Origin of the sequence: Panacibacter microcysteis (genome assembly GCF_015831355.1) — a bacterium.
GTDB classification, from domain to species: domain Bacteria; phylum Bacteroidota; class Bacteroidia; order Chitinophagales; family Chitinophagaceae; genus Panacibacter; species Panacibacter microcysteis.
Window position 1 is genome coordinate 1,442,503 of sequence record NZ_JADWYR010000001.1, and the last position, 18,588, is coordinate 1,461,090.

The 18,588-nt window shown below is 39.9% G+C and carries 19 protein-coding genes; 6 read left to right on the top strand and 13 right to left on the bottom strand.

The genetic code is table 11. The features are described from left to right. Position 1 precedes the first annotated feature (1 nt). From pseF to I5907_RS05835, 7 genes are all read right to left on the bottom strand, one after another. Positions 2–712, bottom strand: coding sequence for a pseudaminic acid cytidylyltransferase (gene pseF, locus I5907_RS05805; RefSeq protein ID WP_196989774.1), 711 nt, complete (start codon positions 710–712; stop codon positions 2–4). Further along, the gene (locus I5907_RS05810) at positions 712–1,242 is read right to left on the bottom strand and encodes a GNAT family N-acetyltransferase (RefSeq protein ID WP_196989775.1); all 531 of its coding nucleotides are present in this window, start codon (positions 1,240–1,242) and stop codon (positions 712–714) included. The genes pseF and I5907_RS05810 overlap by 1 nt, the downstream gene beginning before the upstream one ends. Further along, complete coding sequence (locus I5907_RS05815) at positions 1,239–2,306, bottom strand: N-acetylneuraminate synthase family protein (RefSeq protein ID WP_196989776.1); 1,068 nt, start codon at positions 2,304–2,306, stop codon at positions 1,239–1,241. Before I5907_RS05815 ends, I5907_RS05810 begins: the two co-directional genes overlap by 4 nt. 194 nt (positions 2,307–2,500) lie before the next feature. After that, positions 2,501–3,394 carry an SDR family oxidoreductase gene (locus I5907_RS05820; RefSeq protein WP_196989777.1) on the bottom strand — a complete coding sequence of 298 codons (894 nt, stop codon included), beginning with the start codon at positions 3,392–3,394 and terminating at the stop codon, positions 2,501–2,503. Between the two features lie 181 nt (positions 3,395–3,575). Beyond that, the gene (pseB, locus tag I5907_RS05825) at positions 3,576–4,592 is read right to left on the bottom strand and encodes a UDP-N-acetylglucosamine 4,6-dehydratase (inverting) (RefSeq protein ID WP_196989778.1); all 1,017 of its coding nucleotides are present in this window, start codon (positions 4,590–4,592) and stop codon (positions 3,576–3,578) included. Positions 4,593–4,611: 19 nt separating this feature from the next. Further along, positions 4,612–5,652, bottom strand: a complete 1,041-nt coding sequence (locus I5907_RS05830; protein ID WP_196989779.1) for a Wzz/FepE/Etk N-terminal domain-containing protein — start codon at positions 5,650–5,652, stop codon at positions 4,612–4,614. Positions 5,653–5,726: 74 nt separating this feature from the next. Beyond that, positions 5,727–8,153 carry an SLBB domain-containing protein gene (locus I5907_RS05835; RefSeq protein WP_196989780.1) on the bottom strand — a complete coding sequence of 809 codons (2,427 nt, stop codon included), beginning with the start codon at positions 8,151–8,153 and terminating at the stop codon, positions 5,727–5,729. A 277-nt stretch (positions 8,154–8,430) separates the two neighbouring features. Here I5907_RS05835 and I5907_RS05840 point away from each other — a divergent pair, with 277 nt between their 5' ends. Further along, positions 8,431–9,609: an acyltransferase family protein gene (locus tag I5907_RS05840; RefSeq protein WP_196989781.1), complete on the top strand. Its 1,179-nt coding sequence runs from the start codon at positions 8,431–8,433 to the stop codon at positions 9,607–9,609. A 329-nt stretch (positions 9,610–9,938) separates the two neighbouring features. Beyond that, on the top strand, positions 9,939–10,970 hold the full coding sequence (locus tag I5907_RS05845) for an SPASM domain-containing protein (protein ID WP_196989782.1): 1,032 nt from the start codon (positions 9,939–9,941) through the stop codon (positions 10,968–10,970). Positions 10,971–11,098: 128 nt separating this feature from the next. Here I5907_RS05845 and I5907_RS05850 read toward each other — a convergent pair whose 3' ends face one another. Further along, the gene (locus I5907_RS05850) at positions 11,099–11,515 is read right to left on the bottom strand and encodes a Fur family transcriptional regulator (RefSeq protein ID WP_196989783.1); all 417 of its coding nucleotides are present in this window, start codon (positions 11,513–11,515) and stop codon (positions 11,099–11,101) included. Positions 11,516–11,518: 3 nt separating this feature from the next. Next, a complete protein-coding gene (locus tag I5907_RS05855; RefSeq protein ID WP_196989784.1) occupies positions 11,519–12,181 on the bottom strand; it encodes an SCO family protein in 663 nt (220 codons plus the stop codon). A 119-nt stretch (positions 12,182–12,300) separates the two neighbouring features. Here I5907_RS05855 and I5907_RS05860 point away from each other — a divergent pair, with 119 nt between their 5' ends. Together I5907_RS05860 and I5907_RS05865 are read left to right on the top strand one after the other, a co-directional pair. Then, positions 12,301–12,693 (top strand): MerC domain-containing protein, encoded by a 393-nt coding sequence (locus I5907_RS05860; protein ID WP_196989785.1) that lies wholly within the window; start codon positions 12,301–12,303, stop codon positions 12,691–12,693. Positions 12,694–12,932: 239 nt separating this feature from the next. Next, positions 12,933–13,655: a ferredoxin--NADP reductase gene (locus I5907_RS05865; RefSeq protein ID WP_196989786.1), complete on the top strand. Its 723-nt coding sequence runs from the start codon at positions 12,933–12,935 to the stop codon at positions 13,653–13,655. Here I5907_RS05865 and I5907_RS05870 read toward each other — a convergent pair. Beyond that, positions 13,652–13,924 (bottom strand): hypothetical protein, encoded by a 273-nt coding sequence (locus I5907_RS05870; RefSeq protein ID WP_196989787.1) that lies wholly within the window; start codon positions 13,922–13,924, stop codon positions 13,652–13,654. The genes I5907_RS05865 and I5907_RS05870 overlap by 4 nt on opposite strands. Before the next feature lie 135 nt (positions 13,925–14,059). Then, positions 14,060–15,532 carry a glycine--tRNA ligase gene (locus tag I5907_RS05875; protein ID WP_196989788.1) on the bottom strand — a complete coding sequence of 491 codons (1,473 nt, stop codon included), beginning with the start codon at positions 15,530–15,532 and terminating at the stop codon, positions 14,060–14,062. Between the two features lie 452 nt (positions 15,533–15,984). Between I5907_RS05875 and chrA the strand changes: the two genes are divergently transcribed. Further along, a complete protein-coding gene (gene chrA, locus I5907_RS05880) occupies positions 15,985–17,256 on the top strand; it encodes a chromate efflux transporter (protein ID WP_231401979.1) in 1,272 nt (423 codons plus the stop codon). Here the strand turns inward: chrA and nadD are convergent. Both nadD and I5907_RS05890 read right to left on the bottom strand, forming a co-directional pair. Then, the gene (nadD, locus tag I5907_RS05885; protein WP_196989789.1) at positions 17,244–17,816 is read right to left on the bottom strand and encodes a nicotinate (nicotinamide) nucleotide adenylyltransferase; all 573 of its coding nucleotides are present in this window, start codon (positions 17,814–17,816) and stop codon (positions 17,244–17,246) included. The two genes, chrA and nadD, sit on opposite strands and share 13 nt — an antisense overlap. Positions 17,817–17,836: 20 nt before the next feature. Next, entirely contained in the window at positions 17,837–18,064 is a 228-nt protein-coding gene (locus tag I5907_RS05890) for a FeoA family protein (RefSeq protein ID WP_196989790.1), read from the bottom strand. Positions 18,065–18,130: 66 nt separating this feature from the next. Here I5907_RS05890 and ybeY point away from each other — a divergent pair, with 66 nt between their 5' ends. After that, positions 18,131–18,574: an rRNA maturation RNase YbeY gene (gene ybeY, locus I5907_RS05895; protein WP_196989791.1), complete on the top strand. Its 444-nt coding sequence runs from the start codon at positions 18,131–18,133 to the stop codon at positions 18,572–18,574. Positions 18,575–18,588: the final 14 nt, after the last annotated feature.

Consider the following 18,588-nt stretch of genomic DNA (forward strand, 5'->3'; position numbering starts at 1 on the left):
TTTAATTTTTAATGTTGGTATGCAATAAGGTGTATTTCATTTCAGCAAGTCGCCAATCAGTATCGTTATCAATATCCTGTGTCTCATTCTCATCAATTTCAAAACCAATACTTTTATCGGTAATCAAACTGCCTTTCATATGTAAGGCATCTGACGTAAGCCAATAAAACTGACCAGCATCATGATACCTCGCTTCCAGGTCTTGCGTTCTTACAGTCATGTTTTGTTCATCAATCATCGAAACATAATTTCCTTGTTTTTTTAGTGCCCGTTGAATCGGATGACCATAACGCACCACCGGAAATATTGTATCAGCCTGCCCCTGTTTTAACAGAGAAAACGTCTCTTCAAGAGCTTTTCTTGTAATAAAAGGTGCACATGGATAAATACAACATATATTGTCAAATGTTGTATCATGTTTTGCATAAAGCATAATCACCTCTTTCAAAACAGCAATGGTGGTTGCCTGGTCATTTGAGGTTTCTGCACTACGTAAAAAAGGAACGGATGCTCCATAATTTTTAGCTATACCGGCAATCTCATTATCATCTGTTGAAACCATTATCGTATCAAATAAACCACTTTTAGCAGCCACGTCTATTGAATAGGCAATAATGGGTTTCTCTAAAAAAAGTTTTATGTTTTTCCGTGGTATTCTTTTACTTCCACCTCTTGCGGGTATAATTGCAAGGTTCCTGGTTTGTTCCGCCATTATTTGTCAGTTGCAAGTAAAGAAATAATTAATGAATTATAATATCGGCCATCTTCATAACAGTTATCCCTTAATACGCCGTCAGTTTTAAAATTAAAATTTTGCTGGAAAAACTTTATTTTCTTTTCATCAAATTCATATAGTTCCATCCAGATTTTATGCAAATTCAAATTTTCGAAACCATAGTTTATTAGTATGGTGGCGGCATCTAATGCCATTCCTTCATCATCAATATACAATTCATCCTTGCCTATATAAAAAGAAAAGTCTGCAGATCTTATGATCCAGTTTATATATAACAGACCACAGGCGCCAATCAGTTTACCGGATTCTAACTCAACTATAGAAAACATGAAATCCCTGTTGCTGTTTGTTTGCAAAGAGTTAAACCAGGCTAATTGGCTTTGACTTCCTAGTTCACGTACTTCTCTGAAGTTTCTTCGAAATTGGGGAAGATTTCGCCAGTCCTTCAACTGGTTTAAATCTTCTTGCTCAATAGCCCTTAATCCGGTAAGTTTTCCTTTTATCATTGTTCAAAATCATTTAATGTGGTCAACTGATCTTTGTCTACATCTTTTACCAGGCGTTTCCCAATAAGTTTGCCTATCTCGTAAGGGTGTAACCCATGTACAGCATATGGCCTTAACGGAAACACGTCGTCTGCAGTTAGTGTATGGCCCTTTTGTAACGGTGCTGTATACCTTAGCGCCCTTCTTTGTACCATAACCGTTTTTGTTTCATTTGCTTCAATTCTCTTTTCACCATCACCCAGTGCCAGGAAAACCTCCGCAGACCTTTGTACCATCTCTTTCCAGGTTGTTGGATTCATGGCAAATTTATGGTCGGGGCCAATTTTGTTATTGTCATCAGTAAAATGCTTTTCAATAAAGGTTGCGCCCAAAGCTATTGCACCCAATACAGTAGCATGTCCCGGGGTATGGTCAGAAAGCCCCAATATAACATCGGGGTACATTTCCCGAAACTTTTTTAATACGTTCAGGTTTATATATTTAAAATTTTCATCGCTGCCGGTATAGTTTGTATTGCATTGCATCAATACTATTTTATCAGTTTTTTTTGTCAATGCTGCCATTGCCCGCTCCACATCTGACAGTTCCGAGGCACCACTTGCAATAATAACCGGCTTATTCTTGGTGGCAATGTGTTCAAGTATCTGTACCCATGTAATGTCGCCTGAACCAATTTTATAAATATCCACATACGGGTCCACAAAATCTACCGCTTCAAAATCGTAAGCACTTGTAAAATAATCGATGCCTACTTCCTCACATTTTTGTTTTAATGCAATTGTCCATTCGTGCGGTATGCTGGCATCTTTATAAACTTCTACAACCGGCTTCTTCCACGACGCCTGGTGAGATAATTGTCCAATATCTTCAAACCCCTTTTTACTTACAATCTTTTCAGCACTAAAATTCTGAAACTTTGCCGCATGTGCCCCGGATTCTTTCGCCAGTTCAATAAGTTTAAATGCCTGTTCTAAGCTTCCATCATGGTTTGCGCCAATATCTGCTATAAAGTATAGCGGTCCATTTTTAGTAAAACGCTCTTTACCGATTTGTATACTTTCCATGTTTAATTTTTTATTGTCTTTACGGTTGTTCTACCCATCTTATTTTTATTAATCTTTTGAACTTAACAACATTGCTACTATCATCGCCTGTTGTGTCACTCACTTGTACTGTAACAAATAATTCGGCACCGGCTAACAAACTACTGATAACACAATTTTGTACAATTGAAAAAGCTGAACCTTGTCATATTGCCCTACGTGGCACTTTGTAAAAAATCCTCCTTCAAAGCAACAAGACCACTGCCCAGACTGTATGCTTTACCTGTTAGCGACTCCAGGTAAGAAACATTCAAAGTAGTATTGGCCGGTCTTTGAATAACAGATTGAAATATGGCCGACGACGCAGGTTGTACCAGGCTTATGTCAAAACCAAATAGCGCTGCCACACGTATGGCAAAAGTGTATTTGCTTATAAAATCTTTACAGCCTGCATGTATTATACCTTTAAATTCTACAGCAAGGCAATCTTTAATTACTTCGAAAACCTGGCTTACATAAAGCGGGTTAAAACAAACGTCTGTAAACCCATGTAAAGATGCATTTTGGGATAAGGTTTTGTAAAGCCATTCAAACAACGAGTTGCCCATTTCCGGATTAGTATGAAAACCATATATATTGGTTCTTATAATAATGGCGGCTGCATTGGATTGCGTTGCAGCTGTTTCTCCTTCCAGTTTTGTAGAAGCGTAATAATTAAGCGGCGATGTTTTTTCCTTTTCATTATAATTTCCTGTCAGGCCATCAAAAACTGAATCGGTGGAAATGTAAATAAACCTGGTCTTTCCGGGCCTGAACGAAGCGAGCTTCCTTGTACTGTTCACATGTAATGCATATGTGTACGGCCTGTTTTCCTCACAATCTCGAAGGTCTACATTGGCAGCACAGTGTACAATGATGTCTGGAGAAAATGTTGTAAGCGTGTCTGTAATTTGATTTTCATTAAGCAGGTCTGCCTGGGTATAAGGAAACGGTGATGGTATTTTTTTTCGCCCTATCCCTAAAACGTCGTAATGATCTTCAAAAAATGCCCTGGCAATGGTAAAACCCAACATCCCACTTGCACCGGTTATTAATACCTTTTTTCCCATTTGTTAAAACTTAGATCACCTGAATTTAGGCTGAAACAAAAACCTGTTGCACCATGTTGAAATATTTGCTGCTGTACAAGTGAGTGACACAACAGGAGTTGATAGTAGTAATGCAGCACACCAAAAAAATGTCTTACTTACAACTTTTCTCTTTGCTTTGTTAACTAAATGAAGGAATCAATCAGGGCATAAAATCAGGGTCTATATGCTGTTTTATAAGTGATCTTATTTCTTCTACTGTTAACCATTCTGTGTTTTGACCAGAACTGTAATTAAACCCTTCTTTTACTTTTTTTGCATTAAAAGTTGTTATAAAATCTTCCAGGGACCACCTGTGCAATTGCGGAAGAATAGCATAGTATTTTCCCAGATCGTAGGTTGAAAAAGAATCTGAGGAAGTGATCATTTCTTCGTGTATTTTTTCTCCTGGTCTTATACCAACAATCTCGTGTTTACAATCCGGGCCGATTGCCTGTGCAACATCCATGATCTTATATGATGGAATTTTTGGCACAAACAATTCTCCACCCCATGCAGTTTCGAGTGCGTGTAGCACCATTTCAACACCTTCTTCGAGAGAGATATTGAAACGAGTCATTGAAGGGTCTGTAATAGGCAGCACGCCTTCTTTTTTCTTGTTGAGAAAAAATGGGATTACGGAACCATTTGAACCCATTACATTGCCGTACCGCACTACAGAAAAGCTTATGGAATTAGAACCCCTGATATTATTAGCTGCGATAAAAAGTTTATCAGACGCAAGTTTTGTAGCGCCATAGAGATTGATGGGTGCAGCAGCTTTATCTGTAGATAAAGCAACTACCTTTTCTACTTCTGTTTCGAGACAGGCATTGATAATGTTTTCGGCACCTAGTATGTTTGTCTTTACACATTCCATTGGGTTGTATTCCGCAATTGGTACGTGCTTCATAGCTGCAGCATGTATAACATAATCTACCCCGCGCAATGCTCTTTTTAAGCGATCAAAATCTCTTACGTCTCCTATAAAAAAGCGCAGTTGCGGGTACTTTGTCGGCGGATATTGTTGCGCCATTTGAAATTGCTTTTGCTCATCTCTTGAATAAACCACCAGCCGTTTTACCCCGGGCCATCTTTCGAGTACTGTTTGCACAAACGCTTTTCCAAACGAACCTGTTCCCCCGGTAATAAGAATGCTTTTGTTATTTAAGTCTAACATCTCGGTCTTTTAAAGTGTTTTAAATATTCTTGAAAAATCTTTTGACTGTTAAATAAAGAACCATCATAAACCCTCCAATCATTCCGCCAATAATAAAAAATATGATTACCGATGCCCTCGACATTTTTAAAGGCAACACCGGTTCATCAATAACCTGGTACAGAGGTGTTTCTTTTTGCAAAGAAATTTTTGCTATTTCCAGGTTCTTTAAAACTTCACCATAGGCAGTTCCCAGTGCTGAAGCACGCACCTGATTCTGCTGTATTCCTGAGCGTTGCACCTGGAAGGCAGGATTAAGATTGAATGTTTTATCTGTTTCTGCACCTATTGTTGTGATTGCGTTACCCAAAATATTGCGTAAACTGTCTGCCTCACGCTGCAACATATCAAGATTTTGCCTTGCTGTACTTGTTTTGGTCTTAATATAAAAGGCGGATGTTGCATCTACAAGATTCCTGGTAAAATAGAATGAAAAAGTTTCATTGGTACTAATTGTCGTTGCTGCGTAAATACTCTGGCTTTTTTCAGGTTTTGATATGTCAAGCATATTATCAACGACCATATAATAAACTTCTCTAAAAAGACTATCCTGTACCAGGGTCATGTGGTTACGCGTATCCGGAAAAGGAAAGGCATTTTTTAGCCTGTCATCATTAGACCATGCTTCGTCCATTTCCATTTCCTTAACCAAAATATTCAAAAGTGTTGTTTTGCCGTCTGCTGGCTTTTTCATTAATGTTTCCTGCACCATTCTCCGCGATTTCATAAGCGCAATTATATTATCACCCGCAAAAACATCTTCAGTACCGCTGCGAAGATCAAGACCGAATTGACTAGCCAGCCCTAAAAGACTGTTAGATGATCCTGAATTGGTGGACAATACAAATGTTACAGAAGCTGTATACTCAGGATCTGATTTGACTGCATATAAAATACCCAGGCCTGCTACACATGCTGCTATTATTACTATAATCAGCCACTTTGATAAAATGTACCTGAACCAGCTACGCGTTTGGTAAATAAAGTCCTTTAATGTGATTTCCTGTGACGCAGACGACATCTGATATGTATTTTTTAGAGGATTATTATTCGTTTTCCAGTGCAAACACAGTGTATATAATAAGCTCTCAAACTTTACAACCGCAATATTGCAATAACAACACCAGCCAGCGAAGCAAGCGCGCTGGCTATACCAATCACTTCACCGGTTGACAGCCTGCTCATACGTTCCTGTTTGGGTGGTACAATAATTTCCGAACCGGGCTCTACTTTAGGATAATTCTTAAAGAAAAGGAACGACCGGGTTGATTTTGCTCTTCCGTTTGCAGCAATAACATAAATGCGTTTCTTTCTGCCTACATCTGACACGCCGCCCGCTGCCGACAAATAATCTCTAAAATTGTATTCTTCATTGTAAGCAATCTGTGTAGGAAACAGCACGCTTCCGCTTATCTTAACCTGCGCTGTGTATCTGGGTATAATTAACTGATCTCTTGCTTTCAACACCACATCTTCGGGTGAGCCCGGCTTTAATAATATTCTTGCCAGGTTCAATGGAATCTGGTCATATTCTCTCTCGTAATTTTCTGTTACAATACTTGATGATGTATCGGTAAGGCTTAGCTGCTGCTGAATGTTTTGCACCGTTTGCTTACGCATGAGTCTAATTGTATCATCAAGATTATATCTTTTAATAAAAGCACCTGCCGGGTAGGCTTCGGGTGTAAATCCACCGGCTCTTTTAATAAGGTCACTTACGCGTTCTTCTCTTTTTTGCAGTACATAAGGCCCGGGATATTGTAACTCTCCTGAAACCATTACTGACTCCAGTTTTAGAAATCCGGGTTTTCTCCTGATCGTTACAACATCATTTGGTTTTAGCAGTACATTTTTTTCAGCGCTGGCTAAATCGGCCATCCCGGTAATTTCGATAATGTCGCTTGCCCTTACATCGGCAAATGTCAGCGTATCCCGCTGAATCAGTCTTGCTATCTCTATTTTTTGGGGGTAAGCTGCATCAGTTAAACCACCTGATTGCACTATGAGATCTTTTAGTGTAAGGCTATCATTGTATTCGTAAAAACCGGGTAACCTAACTTCTCCCTGGACAGAGATATAGTAATCCTCCCTTAATTCAAGGATCGATTTTATTACAACTGAATCTTCCCGCTTAAGCAATATGTTTGTATTGGTCAGCGGATTAAATGAAACGAGTTCTTTTGAAAGATCATCTTTCAGCCTGAATATTTGTCCGCGGCTTGTGTAAGCGTCTTCTCTTAATCCATCTGCTTTTTTAATAAGGTCTCCAACAGTCATGCCTTTTACAAGCTCATATGTACCCTCCCTGAAAACCGCGCCGCTAAGTTTGATCCTGTTGGAATAACGGTCAAGGATTTTTGATACTTCAATTTTATCACCGGATTGTGGCGTGTAAGAACTATACGCGTCAGTGCTTACATCTTTTACTGTAAACTCTTTATCCGTAAACTGTGTTACTTTCACTGAAGAACGATACGCGCTGTCTGCAAAGCCGGAAGCGAACTCAAGTAAATTGCTAAATGTTTCTCCCGGTAACAACTCAAAAATTCCCGGTCGCTTTACATAACCCTGCAGATCTACCCTTGACTTGTAAGACGGAATTCTGATAACATCATTGTCTTTTAAAGTAACATTGTCAGACTGGTCTCCGTTTACAAGGAAACGGTACAGGTCAATCTTTTTAAATACTTTATTGTTTCTTATTAATTCTATTTCCCTGAAGCTTCCAGTTTCTTTAGGGCCCCCACATATAAACAATGCATTAAATGCTGTTGTTAAAGACGACAATGTATAATTGCCTGGCTTATTGCTTCCTATAATTGTAACGCGAATGCTCCTGATATTACCAATTGTAACAGACAGTTTGGAGCGGCCACTTTGCAACGAACTATATACAGTTCTTTGCATGGCAATTTTTATGCGTTGTGTGGCTTCTTCCAGTGACAAGCCGGAAACCTTTATCTGTCCTACATTGGGTATAGATACAGAGCCTTCTGCATTTACTGTTAAAGAGAAATTTGTTTCCTGCATACCATATACGGAGAGTTCCAATACATCATCCGGGCCCACTGTATAATTGATAGGTGTTGCTAGCCTGATGTTTGGTTCAAAATTCAACGTTTGGTTATTAAACAGTTCAGAGCCAAAAATTCTGGGGTCTATTAAAGGTTTGGGAATGCGCATTGAATCGTACATGTAAAGACTGGAATCTCTGCGCGGTATAGTGTCTGTATTATTATAGCCATTTCTGCCGCTATTCATTTTATTACCCGGATTTAGCAACTGAATTCTTTGCTTCAGTTTTTGTATTTCCGGTGCCGGCATGCCTTTGGCTGCAGCCATCTGGTATGCCTGTTCTATAGGTATGCCTGCCTGCTGTACCTTATTGTAATACATTAATATGTCTGCATCACTGAGTTGATCTATGCGAATCTGCCGGAGATCCTGGTTTAATAAACCTTGCGCATTTACTATAACAGTACAAAACACTAATAACCCGAGTACTAAAAGGATCTTTTTCATATTGTCTTTATAAGAAGAAAGATGATGCAGGAAAGCAATACATACACAATTTAAATACATTTTTACAGAGACACAGCTCCGCCACCTGAGTCCCATATACAAAAAAGTACCAGCCTCTTTTCGACCGATACTCAACTGTTAGCAATATGGAAACCCATTGTTCAAAATGATGGGGGCAAAGATAGGAATTTTACTATCCCTTCCTACGGTTTAACAATTGACGCTGAGGGCTAAAAACCAATGGCTGTATTATGCAAACGAACTTATCTTTAGCTACATGAACGAGCGTTATTACTCACTGGATATTTTCAGAGGTGCTACCGTGGCTTTTATGATCATGGTAAATAACCCAGGTTCCTGGGACCATATATATGCACCACTGGAGCATGCGGCCTGGCATGGCTGTACACCTACCGATCTTGTTTTTCCATTTTTTCTGTTTGCGGTAGGCAATGCTATGGCTTTTGTAATGCCTCGTTTGCAGGTGCAGGGGAATGCTTATTTTATTCGTAAAGTAGTAAGGCGAACCTTATTAATTTTCCTGATAGGGCTTTTTCTAAACTGGAGCCCGTTTTTTATGTGGCAGCAGAACCAACTGGTTGTAAAAAGCTGGGAATGGACAGACGCAAACGGCATACCGCACGGCATAAGAATATTGGGTGTATTGCAACGTATTGCGATTGCCTATTGCATTGCCTCTTTCATAGTCTTTTACTTTAAACCAAGAGGTGCTTATATTTTTGGTACGGCCTTGTTATTGGTGTATTGGGGACTTTGCTTCGCTTTTGGAAGCAGCGGCGATCCTTACAGTATTACAGGTTTTTTTGGAACAGCGATCGACCAAAGTATTCTCGGTGAACTTCATATGTATCATGGAGAGGGTATTCCTTTTGATCCTGAAGGTATCATAAGCACCATTACTCCTGCTGTGCAGGTTATTTTTGGGTACCTCGTTAGCCACTACATTCAGCAAAAAGGCAAAACATACGAAATGCTTTCGGGCCTGCTGATTGCCGGCCTGGTGTTAACTTTTATCGGCTTGTTCTGGAGCCTTTCTTTTCCTTTAAATAAAAAGATCTGGACAAGCAGCTTTACAGTTTACACAACAGGTGTTGCAATACTTGTATTGGGCATACTGATTTATATTGTTGAGTTTAAACATGTGAAAGGGTGGTGGAGCAGTTTTTTTGACGCTTTTGGAAAAAACCCGCTTTTCATCTTTGTGCTGAGTGGCTTTCTTCCCCGTTTACTTGGCCTTATAAGAATACCCAATGGATTATCTGCCAATGGAAAAACACTTTATACCTCACCATTTGGCTGGTTTTATGAACACATTTGTAAAAACATTGCTGCAGACCTGCGTGTTGGGTCTCTTGTTTATGCATTTAGTATGATCGCTTTTTATTGGCTTGTAGCTTACATGCTCAATAAGCGAAAAATCTATATCAGGGTTTAAGAAGATGTTGTGCTTTATGCTGCAGGCCCGAGACGGAGACTTCAGTTGCATAAATAACCGAACGCACAAGTGAGTGACACAACAGGCGATGCTACCTGTTCTGTTGCCTGTTAACAAACAAACTGCCTTTTTGCTTACGGTCTTTTTTAGTTTCCTGTACGCGTAAAAAACAATATTTAAAAAATTTGGTACCAGGCAGTTGAATATCTATTAAGCATCGTTGCGTCGCACTCTTCAACTGCTGCAACTTTGGGGATCGAACGTGAATCTGAAACTATATCTCCATTCGTAAACCCATTTATAATTATCGGCTTAATTTTACAGCCTTTATGCCTTATTTCAACTGGAACGATACGATCAATCTGCTGGGTAAGCTGAGCTTTCGCAGGGCATGGAATGCTGCAAAAGTTATGGGCAGTTTCCAGCTTAGCAAGCTAACCGGCAAACCTGTACAGTGGGGTTTTCCATTATCCATTTCTTTTGAACCTACAACTTCGTGCAATCTTCGTTGCCCGGAATGCCCAAGCGGACTGAGAGAATTTTCAAGGCCTACCGGCATGTTAAAAAAAGACTTCTTCAGGGAAACAATAGATGATATATACAAAGACCTGCTTTACCTGATATTCTATTTCCAGGGCGAGCCCTTCCTGAATCCCGATTTCCTGGATATGGTTAAATATGCGCACGACAAAGGCATATACACCGCCACGTCTACCAATGCGCATTACCTTACAGACGAGAAAGCCCGTAAAACGGTGGAAAGCGGCTTAGACCGTTTGATTATATCTATAGATGGTACCACGCAGGATGTGTACCAGCAATACCGCGTAGGCGGAAAGCTAGACAAAGTACTGGAAGGGGCGAGGAATATTGTAAAATGGAAAAAGGAATTAAAAAGTAAAACTCCTTTTGTCTTCTTCCAGTTCCTGGTTGTAAAACCGAATGAACACCAGATAGAAGACATTAAAAAACTTGCGAAAGAAGTAGGGGTTGACCAGGTGAGGTTTAAAACCGCGCAGGTATACGACTATGAAACTGATCCAAACCAGCTTATTCCCTCGCTGGAAAAATACAGCAGGTATAAAAAAGGAAAAGACGGCCGGATGAAGATCAAAAGCGGCCTCAACAACCATTGCTGGAAGTTGTGGCACGCCAATGTAATAACGTGGGACGGGCTTGTGGTACCGTGCTGCTTTGATAAGGATGCAATGCACCGCCTTGGCAATCTTAAAACACAATCTTTTAAAGAAGTATGGCACAACGATAATTACCAGCAATTCAGGCGTGAGCTAATGACGAGCAGGAAAAATATTGATATCTGTGCCAATTGCAGCGAAGGCCTGAAGGTTTGGGAGGATTAACCGGGGATGTGCAGATGTGTTGCTATCGCCGGCATGGCTACAATCTTCGCTTTGCTGAGTAATGTTTAATAAGTACAAGTGTGCGACGCAACCGGTGCCTCATGCTTTTTCTGCATCCGGGCTCATCATTAAGAACATTTATCACATACACCACTCACTACCACATCTGTCTGCGATTGCTTAAAACCTTGTGGCAGCCTTACTTCGGGGGTTATAATATTTTCAAGGCAATAAGTTGTACCACAATCATCACAAATAAAATGTACATGATTATCATGGTGGTGGCCTTCTGAGCAGGCATCTTTACACAAGGCGTAACGCACAGAATTATCTGCTGTTGGAATGGTGTGAATGATGCCTTTATCTACAAATGTCTGCAAGGTGCGGTACACCGTAACACGATCAAAGTGTTCGCCTGTTTTTGTTTCAATATCTGCATGTGCCAGTGCACCATTGCTGGCCCTGAACAATTCGAGAATTTTTCTCCTGCTCTCTGTAACGCTTAGCTGGTTGCGTTTTAGAATTTCCGCTACTTCGTTCTTCATACATTATGGGTTGCTGCCAAATAAATTGTTTGAAAAATTATTTCCGGGGCCGGCTTTTTCTTTCAGTAAGGTTTGTATGTCTTCTTTTAATTTCGCCAGTTCATCCTGTTTTAAACCATCGTATACCTGGCCACGCACATTTCCGTTTTTATCTACCAATGCAAAAAACTGTGTATGCAGAAACTGGTCATTGATATTGACCATGTTATTCTTTGGATCATCGAGCAGGTAGCTGTTCCTGGCCTGCTGGTATAAACTGTCTTTTCTCCCTGTAAGAAATACCCACTGCTTTTCATTTATATGAAGTGAGTCTGCATAACGTTTAATAACCGGCACAGAATCCGTTTCGGGGTCGCATGTATGAGACACAATCATAAAACCGGGCTCGTCTTTAAAAGCATCGTAGATATTGTGCATGTTGTTGTTCATTTTTGGGCAGATGCCTTTACAACTTGTAAAGAAAAAATTTATCAAAACAACTTTGCCCTGTAAGTCTGCGTCAGTAAAATCCTGCCCGTCCTGTGTTACAAACCTGAAAGGTTTTACGGTACTGATGGTGGGGGATTTTGACTTCCAGTTATCAGTGCCCCAAAACGAAAACAACAAAAACAAACCTGCCAGTACCACAAAGAAAATTCCGTAACCAATCAACTTCTTTTTATTCATTTTGCCCACCAGTTTTACAACACAAAGTTAAAGACGTGAAGGGTTTGATAAATAAGGTTAACTTTTGTTTTGCAACAAAGTTGCAAAGCTTTATTTTTGCAAACTAATCACGATGTTCGATGAATATGAAGATAAACTGGGATGCATTAGGAATAACCGCTTCAGTGGCTTGCGCCATCCATTGTGCGTTGTTGCCATTATTTCTAACGTCTTTGCCCTTATTTGGTGTAGAAATTATAGACAATTTTTCGTTTGAGATCTTTATGATTATTGTAGCCATGGCCATAGGCTCATATTCTTTTTATCATGGTTTTAAAAAGCATCACCACAGCATCGTTCCTTTTCTTTTATTTCTTGCAGGAATAGGTTTATTGTTTGCCAAACAGGTTTGGCATGAATACCAGGTTTGGTTTCTCATTCCCGCGGTAATTCTTATCGTGGTGGCACATTTTACCAATTACAGATCCTGCAGGGTACACAATCACGCACATTCAGATGATTGCGATCATTAGCATTTTGATGCAGGCTTTAGCGGTTTGTATGCACAGTTTTTAGTTTCTGCATCCAAATAATTATTGAGCCAGCAAAAGTATTTCATGGCATCGCCGGTTGTGTCACTCACTTGTACTTTCGGAAATATATTCAGCTTTTGCGGCGTCGCTAACTAACATTTACAGCTTTCCACTACAGACGATTAGCGGGCAAATACCTGTTACTGCGCGAATTTGTATCTTGATGAAAATTTGCACATATGCTGGAGCCGTGGCGTAAAGGACGTATTGTAAGAATTGAAGATGAAACTTCCACTACCAAGAGATTCTGGATCGAAATACCTGAACTTGTAAATTTCGATTTTAAACCCGGCCAGTTTGTTACGCTGGATCTGCCTATTGATGAAAAAAAGAACAGGCGCTGGCGTAGTTACTCTATTGCTTCGGCACCTGATGGCACTAATATTTTCGAGCTGGTCATTGTAAAAGCCGATGATGGTAAAGGCACATCTTATCTTTTTAATGATGTGCAGGCTGGGGCAGAAGTATTATTACGCGGCCCACAGGGCGTGTTTATTTTGCCCGAAAACCTTGATAAAGAAGTTTTCTTTATTTGTACAGGTACTGGTGTTGCGCCTTTTCGTTCGATGATTCAATACATCTTTAAAAACAATATCCCTCATAAAAACCTGTACCTCGTTTTTGGCTGCCGCAAGTTCGGAGATGCTTTATATAGCCAGGAATTTAATCAGCTTCAGCAACAGTTTGCTTCTTTTAAATACCTGCCTGTTTTTTCAAGAGAACAAAACGCAAAAGGCATTCATACCGGCTATGTACACGCTGTATATGAACAACTACTTTCAACAAGGAAAGATGCTGTATTCTTTTTGTGTGGGTGGAAGAATATGATCAATGAGGCAAAGCAGAATATTATCGCATTGGGGTACGATAAGCACGCTATTCACCTTGAAATTTATGGTTAAGACGCTTTCAATTCAACTTTTGACAGTGGCGCTTTGTTTCCGCTAAGCTTCGCATTTGCATCTTTCAATTCGGCCAGTTGCTTTTCCAATTCAAGAATACGGGAATGATTGGTAAGCATCTCGTCTTCAAGACCAATTACTCTTTTTTTATGTTTGGCAATTGCTGCAGCCTTAATAAGAAATCCTGCGGCAAAGCCTGCTATTCCTGTGACAGCTGACACAAAAAAAATGTTGGTGGCTGAAGGGGTAAAGATATTTAGTATATCCATTTTCTGTTATTGTCAATTATTGGAAGGAATGATGCATAAGGTACGCACAACTATAAATACGAAATAATGAATTATATGGTTTACCTGTAGGTACAAATCAGAATCATTCCTAATACGAATAAATCGTCTGGTTTATTACATAAACCTGTTGATTTCCTGTCTAACGTCAGTCAACTTTATACGTCTTTGTTGCATACTGTCTCTTTCTCTTATAGTTACAGTGCCATCTTCTTTGGTCTGGTGGTCAATGGTTACACAAAAAGGTGTACCAATCGCATCCTGCCTGCGATAGCGTTTACCTATAGCATCTTTTTCCTCGTAAAAACATCGGAAATCCTGTTTACAGTCATCCATCAATTGCCTGGCCAGCTCGGGCAATCCATCTTTTTTAAGCAAAGGCAAGATTGCCAGTTTTACCGGGGCCAGTTTCGGTGGTATTTTTAGTACCACCCTGCTATCTGAAGAACCGTCTTCCTTGGTTATTGTTTCCTCATCGTACGCGTGGCTAAGGATCAGCAGGAACATCCTGTCTAAACCTATTGAGGTTTCAATTACATATGGTACATAATTTCCATAAGGTTTTCCGGTTGCGTGGTCTATCTCATTATCAAAATACTGCTGCTTTTTTCTGCTGTACAACTGGTGCTGTGTAAGATCAAAATCACTACGGCTATGTATGCCTTCCACTTCTTTAAAGCCGATTGGAAATTCGAACTCGATATCGCAGGCTTCTTTAGCGTAGTGCGCAAGCTTTACATGATCGTGATAACGGTACTTGTCTGCCGGTATTCCAAGACTTAAATGCCAGTCCAGCCTGGCCTGCTTCCAGTACTTATACCAATCGCCCTCCGTACCGGGACGTACAAAAAACTGCATTTCCATCTGCTCAAATTCGCGCATACGAAAGATGAACTGGCGTGCAACGATCTCGTTCCTGAAAGCTTTTCCGGTTTGGGCTATACCAAACGGAATTTTCATTCTTGCTGTCTTTTGTACATTCAGGAAGTTTACAAAAATTCCCTGGGCTGTTTCGGGTCGCAGGTAAACGATATTGTCATCTGGACTGTCTGAAGCAATAGCGCCGAACTCAGTTTTGAACATCAGGTTAAACTGACGGATATCTGTCCAGTTGCTCGTACCGCTTACGGTACACACAATTTTATGATCATCAATCAACTGCTTAAGGCCTGTGAAATCGTCTTTGGCAATTAACTCATCCATTGCCTTAAGCAAGGCATATTCCTCTTCTTTTTTTCCTTCCAGGGCAAGCTTTTCAGCATGCGCTTCAATAAGGTGATCAACACGATAACGCTTGTTGCTGTCCTTATTATCAATCATAGGATCACTAAAGTTATCTACGTGCCCGCTGGCTTTCCAGGTTGTAGGGTGCATAAATATAGCAGCATCTACACCGACAATGTTTTCATGCAGTTGGGTCATGCTTTTCCACCAATAATCGCGTATATTCTTTTTAAGTTCACTACCCCACGGACCATAATCGTATACGGCGCTTAATCCATCGTATATTTCACTGCTTGGAAATACAAACCCATATTCTTTTGCATGTGCTATAATTGCCTGAAACCTGTTATCCTGTTGCATACTCATAGGCCGGCAAAGATAAAAGACTTTGCTTTTTTACAATATGATTTTGTTTAGGCTTGTTTAGGAAGGCAGCGATGGACACATTACGAATTATTGAAGGCTTATTTCCTGATTTGTAGCGCTGTTATTGTGATTAAAGCATATGACATGGAAATAGTATATTTAAACGAACGTTTAATTTTATGTTTGTGTCCTTTCTTTTTTGCCTATTTAGATAGTATTCACTGCTGCCGGCTATTCCGGGTCGCTTCAGCCGCCATAAAAGTGGAACCCTGAACCGAGCGTGGCAACAGGTGATGCCATGAAATATTGCTGCTGACTCAATTTAATTACAGTTTTATAGTATGTAACCGGTAACACAAACATTTGCAGAGTCTATATAAGGTACTACACATAGCAACATCATAAACATAAAAAATCTATTTTTATTTATTACTCAAACTAAATTTCTGCATTTGATACTGATCAGGCATTTACAGTTTCTCAAATCTGTGTTGTTACACAGTGTAACTGCATTTGGTGGTCCGCAAGGACATTTTGGTATGATGCTGAAAACATTTGTTCACGACCGTAAGGATATAACAGAACAGGAATTACTGGACTATAATGCCTTTTGCCAAATGCTGCCGGGTGCCTCTTCTACACAAACCCTGACATTGATTGGTTATAAAAGAGGTGGGTTGCCGTTAGCGATTCTTACGTTGATCATATGGATTCTGCCGGCTTCTTTTATTATGGGAGGCCTTTCATTTTTATTGCAGTATATGGACAGCCGGTATACAAACACGGAAATATTTAAGTTCATTCAACCGATGGCGGTAGGTTTTATTGCGTTTTCTGCTTTCCGGATGTCCAGGATATCAATCAATAACCCCATTACGAGGGTAATAATGGTTGTTGCAGCTTTAGGCACCTTTTTGCTGTTTGATACCCCATATATTTTTCCGGTAGTGATTTTGCTTGCCGGTGTAGCTACTAATTTCAGCGATAGGAGAATTCCCCAGAAAGGTATTCCTCCCAAAAAAGTCAACTGGGGAAACATGGTGATATTTTTGGGGCTGTTTATTGTGGCGGGTTATCTAAGTGAAACGGCGAGAAAAGAAGAATGGAAGAATAGGGGCGCCTATAACCTGTTTGAAAATTTTTACCGGTTTGGCAGCCTGGTTTTTGGTGGTGGAGACGTATTGATGCCGATGATGTATCAACAATATGTGATAAGACCCGGCGTGGATAGAATAGAGTCTCAAAATCCGAATGTGCTACGCATGACGAAAGAAGAATTCCTGACAGGGTCTGGCATAGTTAGAGCTATTCCCGGGCCCGTATTTTCAGTGGGTGCATACATGGGCGGAACGGCTTTAAAAGACAAATCGCCACAACCATCCATGCAAATCCTTGGGTGCGTAATTGGAACGGTAGCAATTTTCTTACCCAGTGCGCTTATGGTATTATTTTTCTTCCCGGTTTGGCATAATCTCAAACGTTATGCTGTGATTTTCAGATCATTGGAAGGAATTAACGCTGCAGTTGTTGGTATTATGATTGCCGCCACAATGGTATTAATGAAAAGTGTGTCTCTTGATATTGCGGATGGTTCCCTGCTTCCTTTTATCAATGTTGCCATTATGATCGGAACCTTTTGCCTGCTTAGCTATACCAAAATACGGGCACCTTTTATTGTATTTACCTGCCTGTTGATTGGCTGGCTCAACAATTACTTCCTGTAATAACCGGAGTGAATGATTTCTTTTTCTACTACATCCGGAACCAGGTATTTGATTGATTTTCCTTGCCTTATATAATTTCTGATCATAGTAGACGAAATCTGAAGTAATGGCGCGTCTGCCAGCACCGTGATGTTTGGTGCTGCTGATTCTACCTCGAACCCTGGCCTTGTATAAACAACCAGGTTATTTTGTGAGAGCAGTTTATCCGCATTTTTCCATTTATGTATATTCTGAAAACTATCTGAACCCATAATTACCGAAAATTCGTCGGACCGATTTTTTTCTCTAAGATAAGCCATCGTATCGATTGTGTAAGAGGGGCGTGGTAGCCTGAATTCCACATCTGAACTGGTAAATGCAAGGTTTTCTTCGGTCGCAATTCTTACCAGGTGTAGCCTGTCGTATTCGTTTAGCAGCGAATGACTTTGTTTTAGGGGGTTTTGTGGAGAAACAATAAACCAGATTTTCTTAAGATCGGTATTATTCATTACGTGACTGGCAATAATAAGGTGACCAATATGAATGGGATTAAAAGACCCAAAGTACAAGCCGATTTTCATAAGCAAAATATAAAAAGCTATTAGTCAACTTCTTCTACAAAAATTTGATCTGCCTCGTTCAATCTTAAGCTCAGGTTGTAACCTGCTACACTTACTGATATGGGATCACCTAATGGTGCCACTTGTTCTACCCCTATTATCTCGCCTGGAATACAGCCCATTTCCATCAATTTTATAAATATTTCATCTTTTTCAAAAGACTTAATAATAGCCTTTTTTCCAATCCCTATTTCAGATAATCGTTTCATCTGCACAAAGGTAGATGAGCTTATAAGTCTTTTATTACGAATTTTGGAAGTCTAAATAATACACGATTGGGTAAAGTCTATTTTCATTCAGCCGACAGGAAACTTACTGTCAACAGCAAGACAGGTATAAAGAGAGCCGCCAACAATATTTTTGAAGAAGAAATGATGGTTTTAAATCGTATTGATTATATATTCTGTTCAGACCAGTTTTTACTGCAGATCAACAGGGATTTCCTGCAACACGATTATTTCACTGATATCATCACTTTTGACCTTTCAGACACACCCGGTATAACAGGTGAAGTATATATAAGTGTGGATAGAGTAAAAGAAAATGCAGTAGTGCATAGAACCAGCTTTCTAGATGAAGTGCTCCGTGTTATTTTCCACGGAGCACTTCATTTATGCGGATACAAAGACAAAAAGACCCCAGAACAAAAATTAATGCGTGCCCGGGAAGATTACTATATTAATAAGTTCCACGTGGAACGCGAAAAATTGAACCTTTAACAAGTTTCACGTGG

Coding starts and splice junctions, on each gene's coding strand:
- pseF (WP_196989774.1), bottom strand. CDS start 712: ATGGCGGAACAAACCAGGAACCTTGCAATTATACCCGCAAGAGGTGGA.
- I5907_RS05810 (WP_196989775.1), bottom strand. CDS start 1,242: ATGATAAAAGGAAAACTTACCGGATTAAGGGCTATTGAGCAAGAAGAT.
- I5907_RS05815 (WP_196989776.1), bottom strand. CDS start 2,306: ATGGAAAGTATACAAATCGGTAAAGAGCGTTTTACTAAAAATGGACCG.
- I5907_RS05820 (WP_196989777.1), bottom strand. CDS start 3,394: ATGGGAAAAAAGGTATTAATAACCGGTGCAAGTGGGATGTTGGGTTTT.
- pseB (WP_196989778.1), bottom strand. CDS start 4,592: ATGTTAGACTTAAATAACAAAAGCATTCTTATTACCGGGGGAACAGGT.
- I5907_RS05830 (WP_196989779.1), bottom strand. CDS start 5,652: ATGTCGTCTGCGTCACAGGAAATCACATTAAAGGACTTTATTTACCAA.
- I5907_RS05835 (WP_196989780.1), bottom strand. CDS start 8,153: ATGAAAAAGATCCTTTTAGTACTCGGGTTATTAGTGTTTTGTACTGTT.
- I5907_RS05840 (WP_196989781.1), top strand. CDS start 8,431: ATGAACGAGCGTTATTACTCACTGGATATTTTCAGAGGTGCTACCGTG.
- I5907_RS05845 (WP_196989782.1), top strand. CDS start 9,939: ATGCCTTATTTCAACTGGAACGATACGATCAATCTGCTGGGTAAGCTG.
- I5907_RS05850 (WP_196989783.1), bottom strand. CDS start 11,515: ATGAAGAACGAAGTAGCGGAAATTCTAAAACGCAACCAGCTAAGCGTT.
- I5907_RS05855 (WP_196989784.1), bottom strand. CDS start 12,181: ATGAATAAAAAGAAGTTGATTGGTTACGGAATTTTCTTTGTGGTACTG.
- I5907_RS05860 (WP_196989785.1), top strand. CDS start 12,301: ATGAATATGAAGATAAACTGGGATGCATTAGGAATAACCGCTTCAGTG.
- I5907_RS05865 (WP_196989786.1), top strand. CDS start 12,933: ATGCTGGAGCCGTGGCGTAAAGGACGTATTGTAAGAATTGAAGATGAA.
- I5907_RS05870 (WP_196989787.1), bottom strand. CDS start 13,924: ATGGATATACTAAATATCTTTACCCCTTCAGCCACCAACATTTTTTTT.
- I5907_RS05875 (WP_196989788.1), bottom strand. CDS start 15,532: ATGAGTATGCAACAGGATAACAGGTTTCAGGCAATTATAGCACATGCA.
- nadD (WP_196989789.1), bottom strand. CDS start 17,816: ATGAAAATCGGCTTGTACTTTGGGTCTTTTAATCCCATTCATATTGGT.
- I5907_RS05890 (WP_196989790.1), bottom strand. CDS start 18,064: ATGAAACGATTATCTGAAATAGGGATTGGAAAAAAGGCTATTATTAAG.